14 protein-coding genes are annotated in these 16,236 nt (G+C 37.6%); 11 read left to right on the plus strand and 3 right to left on the minus strand.

Annotated features, from left to right (window positions below; all coding sequences use genetic code 11):
• Positions 1–174: 174 nt before the first annotated feature.
• The 3 genes from AC1MGI_RS11185 (at position 175) to glpK (ending at position 3,990) form a co-directional block, all read left to right on the plus strand.
• Positions 175–531, plus strand: coding sequence for a hypothetical protein (locus AC1MGI_RS11185; RefSeq protein WP_480345339.1), 357 nt, complete (start codon positions 175–177; stop codon positions 529–531).
• A 430-nt stretch (positions 532–961) separates the two neighbouring features.
• A complete protein-coding gene (locus tag AC1MGI_RS11190; RefSeq protein WP_480345340.1) occupies positions 962–2,296 on the plus strand; it encodes an FAD-dependent oxidoreductase in 1,335 nt (444 codons plus the stop codon).
• A gap of 203 nt (positions 2,297–2,499) precedes the next feature.
• The gene (gene glpK / locus AC1MGI_RS11195; RefSeq protein ID WP_480345341.1) at positions 2,500–3,990 is read left to right on the plus strand and encodes a glycerol kinase GlpK; all 1,491 of its coding nucleotides are present in this window, start codon (positions 2,500–2,502) and stop codon (positions 3,988–3,990) included.
• 416 nt (positions 3,991–4,406) lie between these two features.
• Here the strand turns inward: glpK and AC1MGI_RS11200 are convergent, their stop codons facing one another.
• Together AC1MGI_RS11200 and AC1MGI_RS11205 are read right to left on the minus strand one after the other, a co-directional pair.
• Positions 4,407–5,369, minus strand: a complete 963-nt coding sequence (locus tag AC1MGI_RS11200) for a DMT family transporter (protein WP_480345342.1) — start codon at positions 5,367–5,369, stop codon at positions 4,407–4,409.
• Positions 5,370–5,589: 220 nt separating this feature from the next.
• A complete protein-coding gene (locus AC1MGI_RS11205) occupies positions 5,590–6,042 on the minus strand; it encodes an RrF2 family transcriptional regulator (RefSeq protein WP_480345343.1) in 453 nt (150 codons plus the stop codon).
• A gap of 172 nt (positions 6,043–6,214) precedes the next feature.
• On the opposite strand from AC1MGI_RS11205, the gene hmpA reads away from it, so the two are divergent.
• The 3 genes from hmpA to AC1MGI_RS11220 all read left to right on the plus strand — a co-directional run bounded on the left by hmpA (position 6,215) and on the right by AC1MGI_RS11220 (position 10,541).
• A complete protein-coding gene (gene hmpA, locus AC1MGI_RS11210) occupies positions 6,215–7,429 on the plus strand; it encodes an NO-inducible flavohemoprotein (RefSeq protein WP_480345344.1) in 1,215 nt (404 codons plus the stop codon).
• 409 nt (positions 7,430–7,838) lie between these two features.
• Entirely contained in the window at positions 7,839–9,404 is a 1,566-nt protein-coding gene (pruA, locus tag AC1MGI_RS11215) for an L-glutamate gamma-semialdehyde dehydrogenase (protein WP_480345345.1), read from the plus strand.
• Between the two features lie 222 nt (positions 9,405–9,626).
• Positions 9,627–10,541: a proline dehydrogenase family protein gene (locus AC1MGI_RS11220; RefSeq protein WP_480345346.1), complete on the plus strand. Its 915-nt coding sequence runs from the start codon at positions 9,627–9,629 to the stop codon at positions 10,539–10,541.
• A gap of 101 nt (positions 10,542–10,642) precedes the next feature.
• Here the strand turns inward: AC1MGI_RS11220 and AC1MGI_RS11225 are convergent, their stop codons facing one another.
• Positions 10,643–11,428: an SDR family oxidoreductase gene (locus AC1MGI_RS11225; RefSeq protein WP_480345347.1), complete on the minus strand. Its 786-nt coding sequence runs from the start codon at positions 11,426–11,428 to the stop codon at positions 10,643–10,645.
• 262 nt (positions 11,429–11,690) lie between these two features.
• Here AC1MGI_RS11225 and AC1MGI_RS11230 point away from each other — a divergent pair, with 262 nt between their 5' ends.
• The 5 genes from AC1MGI_RS11230 to AC1MGI_RS11250 all read left to right on the plus strand — a co-directional run bounded on the left by AC1MGI_RS11230 (position 11,691) and on the right by AC1MGI_RS11250 (position 16,230).
• A complete protein-coding gene (locus AC1MGI_RS11230; RefSeq protein WP_480345348.1) occupies positions 11,691–12,683 on the plus strand; it encodes a Gfo/Idh/MocA family protein in 993 nt (330 codons plus the stop codon).
• 66 nt (positions 12,684–12,749) lie between these two features.
• Complete coding sequence (locus tag AC1MGI_RS11235) at positions 12,750–13,052, plus strand: iron-sulfur cluster assembly accessory protein (RefSeq protein WP_480345349.1); 303 nt, start codon at positions 12,750–12,752, stop codon at positions 13,050–13,052.
• Between the two features lie 485 nt (positions 13,053–13,537).
• Positions 13,538–14,983, plus strand: a complete 1,446-nt coding sequence (locus AC1MGI_RS11240; protein WP_480345350.1) for a C40 family peptidase — start codon at positions 13,538–13,540, stop codon at positions 14,981–14,983.
• Between the two features lie 528 nt (positions 14,984–15,511).
• On the plus strand, positions 15,512–15,952 hold the full coding sequence (locus tag AC1MGI_RS11245) for a hypothetical protein (RefSeq protein WP_062181943.1): 441 nt from the start codon (positions 15,512–15,514) through the stop codon (positions 15,950–15,952).
• A complete protein-coding gene (locus tag AC1MGI_RS11250) occupies positions 15,940–16,230 on the plus strand; it encodes a YxcD family protein (RefSeq protein ID WP_062181941.1) in 291 nt (96 codons plus the stop codon). The genes AC1MGI_RS11245 and AC1MGI_RS11250 overlap by 13 nt, the downstream gene beginning before the upstream one ends.
• Positions 16,231–16,236 lie beyond the last annotated feature (6 nt).

Below are 16,236 nucleotides of genomic sequence, written 5' to 3' on the forward strand. Positions count from 1 at the left end.
TCTATACCAATTAAAGGTGACTCTTTTTTATGAATCTTCGTACTGATAAACTTGAATAGAATATTTGAATATAAAGCAACAGCTAATCGATCAATAAGTTTGATATATGTATGGAGAAACAAAAAAACTGCCTGTCTCGAAGGAAACAGGCAGCATGAAGCAGTTGTTTCTAGATTGAGTAAATTAGAAGAAGAAACATCTTCTGCATCTGTTGTGACATCTATTGTCACATCTATTGTCACATCTATTGTCACATCTATTGTCACATCTGTTGTGGTGATGATGATGATGTTCATGCTGATGTTGTCGATTATTCTCATCTTCAATACCACGTACATCATCTCGATCACGTCTCTGGCAGCGACGTACAGCGCGACAGAAATCATCACCATCAATAAAAGCATTTACCCTTACATCACGATTACGGTCACGATTACGGTCATGATCACGGTCACGGTCATGATCACGGTCACGATCAAAATCACCGCGAACATCGTTGTCATGCCAATTATTATTATTACAACCCATTAAGTTTCACTCCTTTGTTTGTAGTACATGGTATCTTATGAACGCATCGGACATGATGTATAGGTTAGTTCCTATTTTTACAATAAATGGACATGTGTCGAGATGGGAAGTAATCAATTATTGCAGGACACTGAATGGTTCGCGATATATCCAGTTCCTTTGTGGAAAAGGGGCGGGGCTTCGCAAAATCAGTTCCGCACCGCCACCTTCATTAGGTGTTACAATTTGAGAACCTTAATCTTGATCATCGTTGTTCTTTAGAACGGATGCTCATGAATGCTTTTATCATTTCATAGGTTTGAAATATATTAATTTCTTTGTTGATTTTTTTAAATATATTTTATATAATCGATTTATAAAATTTGTGAAATATTTCACAATATATGTGATTTGTTTCATAAATTAATTGTTCATGATCTTAGGAGGCGTTTTTATGAAAGTAGCAGTGGTTGGATGTACTCATGCAGGAACAGCGGCAGTTAAAAATATAGTAGCACTATACCCTGAAGTGGAAATTACGGTGTATGAGAAAAATGATAATGTATCTTTTTTATCTTGTGGCATTGCTCTTTATGTCGGTGGAGTAGCGAAAGATCCAAACGGCTTATTCTATTCTTCTCCAAATGAACTTACAAAGCTCGGAGCCAATATGAAGATGAAGCATGAAGTGTTAACTATTGATACAGATAAAAATATCGTAATAGCTAAAAATCTAGAAACAGAAGAAGTATTCGAAGACACATTTGATAAATTAATTATGACTACGGGTTCTTGGCCGGTTATCCCGAACATTCAAGGAATCAAGCAAGACAATATTGTATTATGTAAAAATTTTTATCATGCCAATCAAATTATTGAAAAAGCAAAGCAAGCAAAGAAAATTGCGGTAATCGGCGCTGGGTATATTGGTGTCGAACTTGTCGAAGCATTTGAAGTATATGGGAAAGAAGTAACCTTTATCGATGGGGAAGAACGCATTTTAAGTAAATATTTAGACGCGGAATATACTGATATGATTGAAGCGGAATTAATCAAACATGGTGTAAACATGGCATTGAATCAAACTGTTACTCGTTTCGAAGGAGAAAACGGAAAAGTAGCAAAAGTAGTTACTACAAAAGGAGAATATGATGCTGATCTTGTGATTCTTTGCGTAGGTTTCCGTCCAAATACTGATCTTTTAAAAGGGCAAGTGGATATGCTTCCAAACGGGGCAATTAAAGTCAATGAATACATGCAATCAAGTAAAGAGCAAGTGTTTGCTGCTGGAGACAGCTGTGCAATTATGTATAATCCAACTAAACAGCATGTTTATATCCCACTTGCAACCAATGCTGTCCGTATGGGAACTTTAGTGGCGAAAAATCTATTGGAACCAACTAGCAAATATATCGGTACTCAAGGAACTTCTGGCTTGCATATTTATGGCTATAATATGGCCTCAACAGGGCTTACTGAAACAGCTGCAAAACATGTAAATATGAATGTGAAAAGTATCACAATCAAAGAAAACAATCGTCCTGAATTTATGCCGACTTACGAAGAAGTGATGTTAAAAGTAGTTTATGAAGTTGAAACAAACCGTATCGTCGGTGCCCAGGTCATTTCAAAAGCCGATATGACACAATCGATCAACACGATGTCTGTTTGTATTCAAAATGAAATGACAATGGAAGAACTGGCCTATGTAGATTTCTTTTTCCAACCGCATTTTAATAAACCGATGAACATCCTGAATCAAGCTGGCTTACAAGCGATGGAAAAGTAATGATTTTTGTAAAAATTGCATTCATGTGATAAATGATAAATAGGAGCTTATGGGGAATGTAATTTCTCTATAGGCTTTTTTTGAGGTGTGAAAGTTACATGCTTGGTATTATTAAGATTAGCATATGCTTTTAAGTATGAAACAAGTTATTGAAACAGATACATTCAAAATAGTTGTAAGAACAATTAAGGGGGAAATTGTATTTGGAAAAGTTCATATTATCTTTAGACCAAGGTACAACCAGTTCAAGAGCGATGTTATTTAATAAAAAAGGCGAAATCATTCACATTGCACAACAAGAATTTAAGCAGTATTTCCCGAAACCAGGCTGGGTTTTGCATGATGCCAATGAAATCTGGGGATCCGTTCTCGCAGTCATTGCGAGCGTTTTATCGGAATCAGGTGTTAAACCAGAGCAAATTGCAGGGATTGGGATTACAAACCAAAGAGAAACAACGGTAGTATGGGATGAAGAAACTGGAAAACCCGTCTATCATGCAATTGTGTGGCAATCACGCCAAACAAGCGATATTTGTGATGAATTGAAGGTACAGGGACATGACGATCTATTTAGAGAAAGAACTGGATTATTAATCGATGCTTATTTCTCTGGCACAAAAGTAAAGTGGATTCTTGATCATGTAGAGGGTACTAGAGAAAAAGCGGAAAAAGGAAAATTATTATTCGGGACAATCGACACATGGTTGATTTGGAAATTGTCAGGTGGTCAGGCTCATGTGACCGATTATACGAACGCTTCTCGTACTCTAATGTTCAATATTTACGATTTGAAGTGGGATGATGATCTCCTTGAAATCTTAACCGTTCCTAAATCCATGCTTCCAGAAGTGAAGTCATCTTCAGAGGTGTATGCCTATACATTGGATCATCATTTTTTCGGTCAGGAAATTCCGATTGCGGGTGTAGCTGGTGACCAACAGGCCGCTTTATTCGGTCAGGCTTGTTTTGACCAGGGAATGGCAAAAAATACTTACGGAACCGGGTGTTTTATGCTGATGAATACGGGTGAAAAAGCGGTTCAATCAGAAACCGGACTCCTTACAACTATTGCTTGGGGACTAGATGGAAAAATCAACTATGCCCTAGAAGGCAGTATATTTATAGCTGGATCTGCCATTCAATGGCTACGAGATGGCTTGAGAATGTTAAAACATGCACAGGACAGTGAGAGTTATGCAAAAAGAGTAGAGAGCACAGATGGCGTGTATGTTGTTCCGGCATTTGTCGGTTTAGGGACGCCGTATTGGGACAGCGATGTTCGTGGTGCTGTATTTGGGATTACTAGAGGAACATCGAAGGAGCATTTTATCAGAGCAACTCTAGAGTCATTGGCCTATCAAACGAAGGATGTCCTTGATGCGATGAAAGAAGATTCAGGCATTGAATTAAAGACACTTCGCGTAGATGGAGGTGTTGTGAAAAATAACTTCCTCATGGAGTTTCAAAGCGACTTGCTAAATGTTCCAGTTGAACGTTCTGTCATTAATGAAACAACGGCGCTTGGAGCTGCCTACTTGGCTGGTTTGGCTGTTGGGTATTGGAAAAACCAAGAAGAAATTTCAAGTCTGCGGGGGATAGATAAAACATTTTTGCCGTCAATGGACCATAAAAAAAGAGGAGAATTATACGAAGGCTGGAAAAAGGCCGTTCATGCTACAATGGCGTTTAAATAATTTTCACCAAGAACATCTATAAGAGGATGTTCAAAAAGTCCGGTAAAAAAGCTTGCGAATTGCATCAAAGCTCATGAATGACCTTCTGTTAAAACCGCGCACGTGTCCTGTGCGCAACACAGAAGTCAACACACCCTGTGCAAGTCCGGTCCTCTCGAGATGCGCTCCTCGAACTTCTTGGCTCTTTTTATCTTCCTTTTTGAACACGCACTATAAGGTGTCTGCTCTAAAACTAAAACGATGAACAAGGATCAGGTTCTAAAAATTGTTTAACCTTATGAAGGTAGTGGCTCAGAGCTGATTTTTTAGAAGCCCCACCCCTTTGCCACAAAAAGAAGAGCCCTATTGAACTTGTTATTCTAGTTTAGGGCTCTTCTTTGAACGGGAGTATCCATTTAATTATAATGCACTTCTTGTTAAATGCTGACTGGCTTGCGCTGTTTTTTAGTATGTGATGCATAGCTATGTAGGACCATTCCAAACACAACAATACCAATACCAATCCAAGATAAGTGGGATGGCAGTGCAATGGATAAGAAGATTACTTCTCCGACAAGTGTAAAGAGCACTTCCATGGATTGTGTAGCTTCGACGGCTGCCAGCTTCTGCATATTACCTCTGACTAAATCGGTTGCATAAAAAAAGAGTACTGTTGCGATTACACCAGATGTAAGCGCAACTATGACAGATTGACTAGTTTGTTCTCTGCTTGGAACCCCGACAGTAAATAATCCGTAAATGGAAAGCAAAAGCCAAAATGGAAGACTGGCTAGCGTCATGCCTAAGACTCTCTGATAGGCATCAAGACGATCTTGACAAACATCCATCATTTTTCTGTTTCCGAGTGGATAGGCAAATGATGCAACTAATACTGGAATGATACCTAGAATAAGCGTAGGTACTGAAATTGTACTCGCCTGTTCTAGTTGAATAAGAATGATTCCTAGTAAAATAATAAAGGAAAGCATTAACCCTTTTAATGGGATTTTCCCCCGTGTTTGTACAATTCTATTCTTTGTTTGAATCGTTTCTAAAAATAGGGGGCCAAGCAGCATTCCGGAAATGATTGTCATTTGCCAGGTTGCTGCGATTAACCAGCCTGGCGAATAGGCAGCAGCAAAGCATAATGGCGCATAAAATAATCCAAAGCCGACAAAACTCCACAACAGCCATGTTTTGGGCTGTTCTTGCATTGCCTTAAGAAGCGGGCGAAGATTTTTTCTAGCGACAACTATGATTAGAAGAAAGGGAACCATAAAGATATAGCGCAGCGATGCACTCCAAATCCAGCTTCCTCCTGACAATTCCATCGCATGGTTTAGGACAAAAGTAAAGGCAAAAAAGAATGCCGCAAAAATTCCTAATAAAATCGGCTTCATGTAACGCACCTCATTTCAATTCAAAGTGATATACGTATGATAGATTGCGTGGCTCTCATTATCATAGAATAAATATATTGAATTTTGAGTTAATTTTCAATGCTATATATGTAGAGGAGAGCGAATAAACATCAGTAAATTTGCATGTTCACACACTTTACAAAAAAAGCAACACTTCTCTTTGAAATATAAGAAGTGTTGCTTTGAAGCTTCGATAATATCAATCATTATGACTTAGTGACTGGTCAAAGTAATCTTTAAGAACTGTTTTATTCATGATCATGTCGGAAAGTGTATACTGATCAAGCACAGAAAAGAAGGCTTGCAGTGCTTCATTAAGCATGTGCTTAAGTGAACAAACAGGTGAGATTACGCAGTTATTTCCCTCTCCATTAAAACATTCTACGATATAAAAATCTTCCTCGGTTTTTCGGACAAGCGTCCCAATATTAATATCTGCGGGACTTTTTGCAAGCCGAATTCCCCCATTTCGCCCCCGTACTGTTTCAAGGTATCCCATTTTACCAAGATTAAAGGTAATCTTCATTAAGTGGTTACTAGAAATAGAGTAGGCTTCCGAAATCTCTTTAATGGTTACTAATTGATCTGGTTTGTTAATGGCTAAATATAATAATACCCGTAACGAATAGTCAGAATAACTGGTTAATCGCATGTTGGTAATCCCTCACTAAAATATGATGTCTACATCTTAGCATAATTGTGACAGCTTTATAAACATTTGTATTGTGGAAGCTAAAAGATGTATGTAAAGTATTGCTTTAAATAGTTCCTCATTTTATTATAAAGATGTATTTTAAATAATGGTTTTGAGAGGGGAACAAAATATGTTATCTCAACAGACAAAAGACATCGTAAAAGCAACAATCCCTGCATTAGAAATGAAAGGTATCGAGATTACGACGATTTTTTATAAACACTTATTTGAAGATTATCCGCAATTATTAAATATTTTTAATCAAACGAATCAGACAAGAGGTCGCCAACAAACCGCATTAGCGAATACCGTGCTTGCAGCAGCCAAACATATTGACAATCTTGGCGCGATTATTCCAGTTGTCAAACAAATCGCACAAAAACATCGCAGCTTAACTGTAAAGCCTGAACATTATCCGATTGTAGGAAAATACTTATTAGCAGCAATTAAAGAAGTGTTAGGTGATGCTGCAACTGAAGAAATTTTACAAGCTTGGGGCGAAGCGTATGGCGTCATTGCCCAAGTCTTTATCGACATTGAAAAAGAAATGTATGAAGAAGCGACAAACCAAGAAGGCGGTTGGCTTGATTTCAAAGATTTTATAATTGCTGATAAAGTAAAAGAAAGTTCGGTTATTACTTCATTTTATTTGAAGGCTGCTGATGGGAAAGTTCTACCAGATTTTCAACCGGGACAATATATTACAGTTAGAATCAAAATCCCAGGAGAAGAATATTTGATGAATCGTCAATACAGCCTATCTGCTGCACCAGGCCAAGATAGCTATAGAATTTCTGTCAAAAGAGAGGCTATACCAAACACCCCAGAAGGAAAAGCATCGAACTTCTTGCATGATCACAAGAATGTAGGAGATTTGATTGAACTTACAGCACCAGCGGGAGATTTCACTCTTAATCTTGAACAAAATACACCCGTTGTTTTCTTAGGTGGCGGCGTTGGAATCACACCGCTAATGAGTATGGTTCAAGCCATTGCTGATAAACAGCCTGAGCGAAATGTCACATTTGTCCAAGCGGCACAAAATGGTACAGCTCAAGCATTTAAGAATGAATTAACAGTGATAAAAGACGCTATTATCGACTATCGTTTATCTTTCGCTTATTCTAATCCGAGTGATGATGATCGGAACGAAGCCTATTTTGAAAAAGCAGGCTATATAGACACTGAGATGTTAAACCGTCTTGAAGTGAACGAAAAAGCAGATTATTATGTTTGTGGACCGGTTCCGTTTATTCAGGCGATGTTAGGCTTACTGAAGGATCGTGGAATTGCACAAGAACAAATCCATTTTGAATTTTTTGGACCAGCTATACAGTTGGGATAATATATGTTGGGACAGGCCTCGCACTACTGTATGTAGTAGTGACGGGGTTTGACCCTTTTTTTGTTACCTGAAAATACAAACCCAATTAATGTGAAGTAAGAACTTTCTGTCTGAAATTCTTTTACATTTCTTCTCTTACTAAACTAGACTTTGACCGTATTCTATAAAAGTTTTTAAAATGGCAACAAGTTATTCGAGTGTGCATGCATGTTTGTATGAACGATGTTTGGATTATATACATATTGTATTCATTTTTGTAGCTATCACCTCGTACATATATAGAGTAAGGGCTTGTAATTAGAAGAAAGAATAGAGCTGATTTTCTTGATATGACGAAGTTAGCACGGAACTTGCAAGTATATAGAATATGGAAAATGGAAGATTGAGTACATTATGGAGGGAATTAACCATGACAACCATATATAAGCATGAACCATTCACTGATTTCTCGATTGAAAAAAATAAACAAGCCTTTGAAAAAGCATTAGCATTTGTCCAATCAGAACTAGGGAAAGAATATCCGGTGATTATTGGCGGAGAACGATTTAAGACAGAAGAGCAAATTATATCCTATAATCCTGCTGTTAAAGAAGAAGTAATTGGTAGTGTTTCAAAAGCCAATCAAGAGTTAGCGGAAAAAGCCATGCAGAAGGCGCTTTCCTCTTTTAAATCATGGAGCAATCAAGATCCCAAAGAACGTGCTACCGTATTATTCCGTGCAGCAGCGATTATCCGCCGCCGCAAGCATGAATTTTCTAGCTATCTTGTAAAAGAGGCCGGTAAACCTTGGCATGAGGCGGATGCCGATACAGCAGAAGCGATTGATTTTCTCGAATATTATGCACGGCAAATGATTGAGCTTAGCAGTGGCAAAGAAGTCCAAAGTCGCACAGGAGAAATTAATCAGTACACGTATATTCCATTAGGGGTCGGTGTGATTATTTCACCATTTAACTTTCCATTAGCCATTATGGCTGGAACCGCAGCAGCTGCAATTGTCGCAGGAAATACCATTTTATTAAAGCCAGCAAATACTACACCAGTTATTGCTGCGAAATTCGTGGAAGTGTTAGAAGAAGCAGGTTTGCCTGCTGGTGTTATCAACTATATTCCGGGAAGCGGTAGTGAAATTGGAGATTATTTAGTTGATCATCCAAAAACACGCTTTATAAGCTTTACTGGTTCACGTGAAGTAGGCTGCCGAATTTATGAGCGTGCCGCTAAGGTTCAACCGGGACAAATTTGGTTGAAACGTGTAATCGCAGAAATGGGGGGGAAAGACACGGTAGTTGTAGATTGTGATGCAGACTTAGATCTTGCCGCTGCTTCCGTTGTCAAATCTGCATTCGGGTACTCAGGCCAAAAGTGCTCTGCTGGTTCTCGCGCAGTTGTTCATCAAGATGTATATGATGAAGTATTAGAAAAAGCAGTGGCATTAACGAAAGAATTAACAGTAGGCAATCCAGTAAAATTGAGCCATTATATGGGGCCGGTCATTGATCAGGCTTCCTATAATAAAATTATGAATTATATTGAAATTGGAAAGCACGAAGGGAAGTTAAGGCTTGGCGGTGTAGGAGACAGTTCTAAGGGATACTTCATTCAACCGACGATTATTGCTGATTTAGATGAAAAATCGCGTTTAATGCAGGAAGAAATCTTCGGACCTGTTGTCGGCTTTTGCAAAGCGCGTGATTTCGATCATATGATGGAGATTGCTAATAAAACAGATTATGGCTTAACTGGTGCATTAATCTCTAATAATCGTCATCATATCCAAAGAGCAAAAAAAGAATTTCACGTCGGAAATTTGTATTTTAACAGAGTTTGTACAGGAGCTATTGTTGGCTACCAGCCATTTGGTGGCTTCAATATGTCAGGAACGGATTCAAAAGCTGGTGGTCCGGATTATTTGACATTGCATATGCAAGCAAAAACAACGAGCGAAACTTTATCCCGCATTAACGGGCAGTAAAACCCTCACCTCAAGGCTTGAGGAATCGAAGAGGTGTAGGTGAGAGATAAACTGCCCGTAAAAGCCCGATTGGTTCAACTAACAATCAGTGAGGGATAAAGAACCCCCCACTGATTGAAGTTTCACTTTATAAAATAATAGATGAATCAGATGGGTGGTAATTTTCACTACTTGCCACCCATTAGTACTTCTATCACCCATAATGATTCAGGGGGAATCAATATGCTGGCTAACCTTTCGAAAAATTTCTTCTTAAGAATTTCTCGAAATATACTATTAAACAAGGCGGCGAAGAAATGGGGGCTCAGGTTCGGTGCATCACAAGTAGTTGCAGGTGTGACAATTGAGAGTGCCCTGAAAACAGCTCAAGAACTTAATGAAAAAGGTTTAGTATGCACACTTGATCATTTAGGTGAATTCGTTTCAAGTAAAGAAGAGGCCATTGAAGCCACAGAGTATAATGTAAAAACATTGGAATCTATCGCACAAACTGGAGTGAGCAGTCATTTATCCGTTAAGCTGACACAGCTGGGCTTGGATATTGATCGGGATTTTTGCATTCAAAATATGAAACGAATTTTGGAAACTGCAAAGCAAACTAATAATTTTGTTCGAATCGATATGGAGGATTATGCACATTGCCAAATTACACTGGATATTTTTAAGGAACTCCGTGAACTATACGATAATGTTGGAACAGTTATCCAAGCTTATTTATTTCGTGCGAATCAGGATGTATTGGATTTAACAGGCGTCCGTCTTCGGTTAGTAAAAGGTGCGTATAAAGAATCTTCTGAAGTGGCTTACCAGACTAAGAAAGATGTAGATGATAATTATTTGAAAATCATTAAAACCCATTTATTAAGCGGAAGTTATACGGCAATTGCTTCACATGATCATGAGATTATTGCGAAAGTAAAACAATTTGCCAAAGAAAATAACATACCGAAAGATCAATTTGAATTTCAAATGCTTTTTGGATTTAGACAAGATATGCAAGTGAGTTTGGCGCAGGAAGGCTATACGATGCGTGTTTATATTCCGTTTGGCGATGATTGGTTTGCATACTTTATGCGGAGAATGGCTGAGAGACCACAGAATGTACTATTTGGGATTAAGGGTTTATTTTCAAAATAACAGGACCTAAGCCTGTTAAAGATATTCCTCTTTAAAAACAGGCTTGATTTTAAATGGAAGATATTGTGAAAATATTCAAGAGTTTGTCATTATTACGGCGATTATAATAATGATTCTGCACCGTCAATATAAATTTCTGTCCCGGTAATATGTGAAGATAGGTCGGATGCCAAGAAAAGAACGAGTTCGCCAACTTGTTCTACAGTTCCTGATTTTTGTTCTAATGGTTGTGCTCCTTCTGGATATTCAATAGGAATTATGATTTTCTTCAAGTTTTCCTCATCGGGGTATGTATTGTCATCGATGTTCGTGTCAATGGCACCAGGGCAGATCATGTTAACCCGGATTTTATATTGTGCAAGCTCTAGTGCCGCCATTTTTCCGAATGCTACTTGTCCGGCTTTTGTTGTGCTATATGCTGAGAAGCCGAAGTTTTTGAATGTCCGATTCCCGTTAATAGAGCTTGTTATGATAATGCTACCGCCATTTTCTTTAAGATAAGGAATAGCATATTTCACGGTTAAGAAGGTTCCCCGCAAATTCGTATGAATTGTGTCATCCCAATCTTCAGGTGTAATATTTTCAATTGGTGCCTTCACACCATTAATACCTGCATTTGCAAACACAATATTAATTTTACCCCATTTTTCCATTATCTCATTGAAAGCATTCCCGACTTGTTTAGGTTGTGATACATCTGTTTTGACAATGATGACTTCATTTCCTATTGCTTCGATTTCTTTTTTTACTTTGAGAGCATTTCCGTAGGTTCGATCAATCAGTGCAATCTTTGCTCCTTGTTCTGCTAGCTTTAAGGCTGCCCCTCTTCCGATCCCAGAGCTCCCGCCTGTAATAACGGCCACTTGATTCTTCATTAACTTTTCCACTACTACTCAACTCCTTTTTATTTTCAAAAATTACAGTAGACAATTTAAGAATTTTTATTAATGAATATTTTGAATTAGTTACTAGTTATATTTTCCCCATTTCTCTGAAGGTGAAAACATCTCATCGATAAAAGTTATTTCAAGTGCTTTAGATAAAAAAATTTCATCTGACGTATCTGAATAAATAGCGTCATTGAAGGTTTGAAGGTACTATTAAGTAGAAATGATGCATTTACAAATTCAAAATTAAAGGAGTGCGAATATGATTAGATTCGGTATTGTAGGAACAAACTGGATTACAGAACGATTATTAGGAGCAGCAGGTAATCATAAAGATTTCAGCTTAAAGGCCGTATTTTCACGTACGGAAGATCGTGCACGTGAATTTGCCGCTAAATATGAGGTAGAGTTAACGTTTACAGATTTAAACGAAATGGCAGCAAGTGAGGAAATTGATGCGGTGTATATCGCCAGCCCCAACTCATACCACGCTGAGCAGGCGATCCTATTTATGAAGCATGGCAAGCATGTCCTATGTGAAAAACCACTTGCAGCGAATGCTAAGGAAGTAAAAGCGATGATGGAAGCAGCTAAATCTAATCATGTTGTATTAATGGAAGCAATGAAGTCAACCGTTATGCCTAACTACCAAGTGATTCAAGATCATTTGGTCAAACTTGGAAAGATTCGCACGTATTTTGCGAATTATTGCCAGTATTCATCGCGGTATGATGCCTATAAAAAAGGAACAGTCTTAAATGCATTTAACCCTGAATATGCAACAGGAGCCTTGATGGATCTAGGAGTATATACAATCTATCCGCTTGTCGCGTTGTTTGGAAAACCGAATACAGTTAAAGCTTCAGGATATTTACTAGACACTGGGGCTGACGCACAAGGTAGCATTGTACTAGATTATGATGAGATGCAGGCAAACGTTATGTATTCGAAAATTACTGATTCAACTCTTCCTTCAGAAATACATGGGGAAGATGCTACGATGGTTATCCATCATATCTCGAGCCCTGAGAAGATTGAAATTCGTTATCGAGACGGTTCAATCGAAGATGTCAGTATCCAACAAGAAATGGAGCCGATGTACTACGAAGTGGCTGAATTTATTCAGTTGATTCAATCTAGGAAAATTGAATCAAGTCTGAATTCATGGGACACTTCATTACATGTAATGGAGATTATGGATGAAGCACGTAAACAAATTGGTGTAAGATTTCCAAATGACAACCAGATGAACTAATTAAGAGACTTCAAATCCCTAGTTACAATAATCTATAAGTGCGTGTTCAAACAGGAGGATTATATAATGAATGTAAAAATTAACAGAAATGCTGCAAAAGTTTTAAAAACAATGTTAAGCAAAGAAGAAGCTGAAGGAAAAATGATTCGTGTTATCATTACACATATGCACGGCAACCATGCTCATTATGATATTACCCTTGATACCCAAACAGAACATGATGAAATTGTAAAAACGGACAAAGAAATAGATATATTACTGGATGCTCGTGAAGTATTCTTAGACGGGGTATGGATTAAATACTTCTATGTACCGCAAGAAGGCTTTGAAATTACAAATCCTTCAAAAGACCATGCACATCATCATTAACAGGAAGTGGAAGCTAGTGTCCTAAAAAAGGATACTGGCTTTTTTTAGGTAGTTCATCCATATAATAAAAAGAACCCCTCCGTCTTGATTCCCCAAAACTCTTATAAATAGTCCTAGGTAAATAGAGTGTTATTCAGCCTTAAGAAGAATTGCAAAATTATTTCACAATTTAGTTGAAACGTCCTATCAGTAACAAATAAAGGAAAATCCTCCTATAATCCTCCAATTTTTTCGAAAAAGCGCAAAAAAAGTTGTTTTTTGTAACAATTGAAATATAACTGTAATGAGTTTATTACCATACTGACCAATTATGATGCTATACTCTCTATAGGATAAAAGTCGAAACAACTTATTTAACTTATATATAAATAACCATTAACGAAAAATAATACATAGATTTCTAGTTCCATATATATTCACGATTATGATAGGGAGATAGATTAATTGGCGAATTTGGCTAGAGAAGAAAGCAGGGAAATATGATTTTGAGAAAGAAATTACTTGTGTTAAGTACTACTGCTATGCTTGGTTTGGGAAGTATCTTTGCCGTTCCAGCTGTTCATGCAGAATCCATTAGCGACTTGCAAAACCAACAACAAACCATTCAAGGGCAACGAAGTGGAGTTCAATCTGAAATAAATGCCGCACTTGCAAAGATTAAAGCACTTCAAATCGAACAAGCTACATTAACAGAGCAAATTCTACGAATCGAACAAGCGATTAAAGACAATAATGCGAAAATTGACGAAACAAAGGTGCAAATTGACGAAACAAATGCAGAAATCAAGAAGCTTAAAGAAGATATTGTAGCCCTTCAAAAACGCATTGAACAGCGTAATGAGGTTTTGAAAGAACGTGCAGTTTCTTATCAAGAGAGCGGCGGTAATGTGAGCTATATTGAAGTATTGCTCGGAGCTACGAGCTTTGGTAACTTCATCGATCGTGTTGGTGCAGTTGCGACTATGGTAGAAGCTGACCAAGATATTTTAACGCAACACGAAGCAGATAAGAAAGAGTTGGAAGAAAAGCAAACGGCCGTTGAAACAAAACTAGCAGACCTTACTTCTATGAAATTAGAGCTTGAAGGCATGCGTGCTCAAATTGAAGAGCAAAAATCTCAGAGCTTACAACTTAGTGCAAGTTTGAAAGGGAAAGAAAAAGAAACAGCTACTCTAGTTGCTGACTTGAAAAAACGTGATGCAAACTTAGCGGCACAAGTTGTAAAAATCCAAGGGGATATTACTGCAGAACTAAATCGTCAAGCAGAAATTGCAGCAGCGCAAAAACGTGCTGAAGAATTAGCAGAAAAAGCAGCTCGTGAAGCAGCTAAAAATGCACCGAAAGAATCTAGCACAGAACCATCTGCAACAAAATCATCATCAAATAGTTCAAGTAAAAATAGTTCAACTACAAATAGTTCAAGTAAAAATAGTTCAACTACAAATAGTTCAAGTAAAAACAGTTCAACTACAAATAGTTCAAGTAAAAACTATGACAATAATGATGATGATACAAAAACAAGTGTGAGCATTCCATCAAGCCGTAACCTTAGCGCGGCAATTACTGCTGGTAATAAATATATCGGTAACTCCGTTTATGTATTTGGCGGTGGTAGATCGCAATCGGATATTAACAACGGAAGATTTGACTGCTCTGCATTTGTTTACTGGGCATATGCTCAGGCTGGAATCAATCTTGGTTCGGTTGGTAACACTGATACATTGTTAAATTATGGAACTAAAGTATCTGCAAGCAGTATGCAACCTGGTGATATGGTATTCTTTGATACTTATAAGAAAAATGGACATGTCGGAATTTATGTTGGTGGCGGTAAATTTATCGGTTCTCAAAGTTCAACCGGCGTTGCGATTGCAAATATGTCAAGCGGCTATTGGGCAAAACACTTCAATGGAAGAGTTCATCGTTTTTAATAGAATAAGTAGATAGGAGACAGGGGCCCCTGTCTCCTATTAATTTATCCTCACTACTAGAAAATTAAACATGAAATTATTAATATTCCATTTAAAAATTTTGAATCACTATTTCAATAAAATGAAACCTTTTATTTTTTAAGCCGTATATAGTAATGTATATAGAGTGAAACTTCCATCAGTGGGCTTTTTCATCCCCACTAATGGTTAGTCCCATTCTAGTGTCGCCAAATCTTCGATAAAGTGACACTAGGAACTAAGGTTTAATGAATCACAGACTAAGTACGCTGCGTCCTGCGGCAACGTCTGTGTGAGACCCACATCCTGTGGGCCTCAACTAAACCTCTGCGTAATTCTCGGTAAGTTTCACTGTATCTCATCAATCGGGGATTTGCAGCCTGTTTATCCCTCATCTACTTTTTTTATATTTCCAATGTGAAAAATGGGTGGGGATATTACAGCCTGTTAAACCGGGATAAAAGTGAGAAGTAAAACTTCTTCACAACAATTTTGAATGGAGGGCTATACATGCTAAAGAAAGCAATGACTGCATTTTTGACACTTACACTGATCTTTGCTCCGGTCGGAGGTCATTTTCTTCTTGGACAAGAAGATACAGTAAGCGCTAAGTCATATAAATCAGGAAAAAGATCGTTCGATACGAATCGGAGTACAACCAACAATAATTCTAATATCCAGAGCAACAAGAAATCTGACGCTACAACTAAATCAAATACAAAAGCAAAGAGTAATCCTATAACTAAAGGGGGATTAATGAAAGGAATTCTTTATGGTGGTATTGCCGGTCTCTTATTTGGTAGCTTATTTGCTAACATGGGAGGGCTTGGAGCGATTTTAGGATTTATGGTGAATTTGATTGCTATTATCATTCTCATCTCAATTATCCGACGCATCTATACTTTCTTTAAAAATAAGAAGAAAGATGATCCTAATCCATGGAGAGGTTAAAAATTTCTGAACAAGATATCATTAATGCCATTTGCATATATATTGCTGATAAGAAACAAGTTACCCCAAAAGAAGTCGAAGTGGAATTAATGTATGACGATGATTACGGATTCTCTGCAGAAGTTTATGTGAATGGTAGGCAGCAAATCTTAATTATGTTAAATATTATTGAAGCACTAAGACTTTGGCTTGACCATATGCTTAATCGTGATCCATATGCAGGTATTGAACTTGTACTAGATGATAATGAAGGCATTATCGCCTATGTAAAAGAATAAGAAAAA

Source organism: Peribacillus sp. BM1, from assembly GCF_056679975.1.

Coding starts and splice junctions, on each gene's coding strand:
- AC1MGI_RS11230 (WP_480345348.1), top strand. CDS start 11,691: ATGATTAGATTCGGTATTGTAGGAACAAACTGGATTACAGAACGATTA.
- AC1MGI_RS11190 (WP_480345340.1), top strand. CDS start 962: ATGAAAGTAGCAGTGGTTGGATGTACTCATGCAGGAACAGCGGCAGTT.
- AC1MGI_RS11220 (WP_480345346.1), top strand. CDS start 9,627: ATGCTGGCTAACCTTTCGAAAAATTTCTTCTTAAGAATTTCTCGAAAT.
- hmpA (WP_480345344.1), top strand. CDS start 6,215: ATGTTATCTCAACAGACAAAAGACATCGTAAAAGCAACAATCCCTGCA.
- AC1MGI_RS11235 (WP_480345349.1), top strand. CDS start 12,750: ATGAATGTAAAAATTAACAGAAATGCTGCAAAAGTTTTAAAAACAATG.
- AC1MGI_RS11205 (WP_480345343.1), bottom strand. CDS start 6,042: ATGCGATTAACCAGTTATTCTGACTATTCGTTACGGGTATTATTATAT.
- AC1MGI_RS11250 (WP_062181941.1), top strand. CDS start 15,940: ATGGAGAGGTTAAAAATTTCTGAACAAGATATCATTAATGCCATTTGC.
- AC1MGI_RS11245 (WP_062181943.1), top strand. CDS start 15,512: ATGCTAAAGAAAGCAATGACTGCATTTTTGACACTTACACTGATCTTT.
- pruA (WP_480345345.1), top strand. CDS start 7,839: ATGACAACCATATATAAGCATGAACCATTCACTGATTTCTCGATTGAA.
- AC1MGI_RS11200 (WP_480345342.1), bottom strand. CDS start 5,369: ATGAAGCCGATTTTATTAGGAATTTTTGCGGCATTCTTTTTTGCCTTT.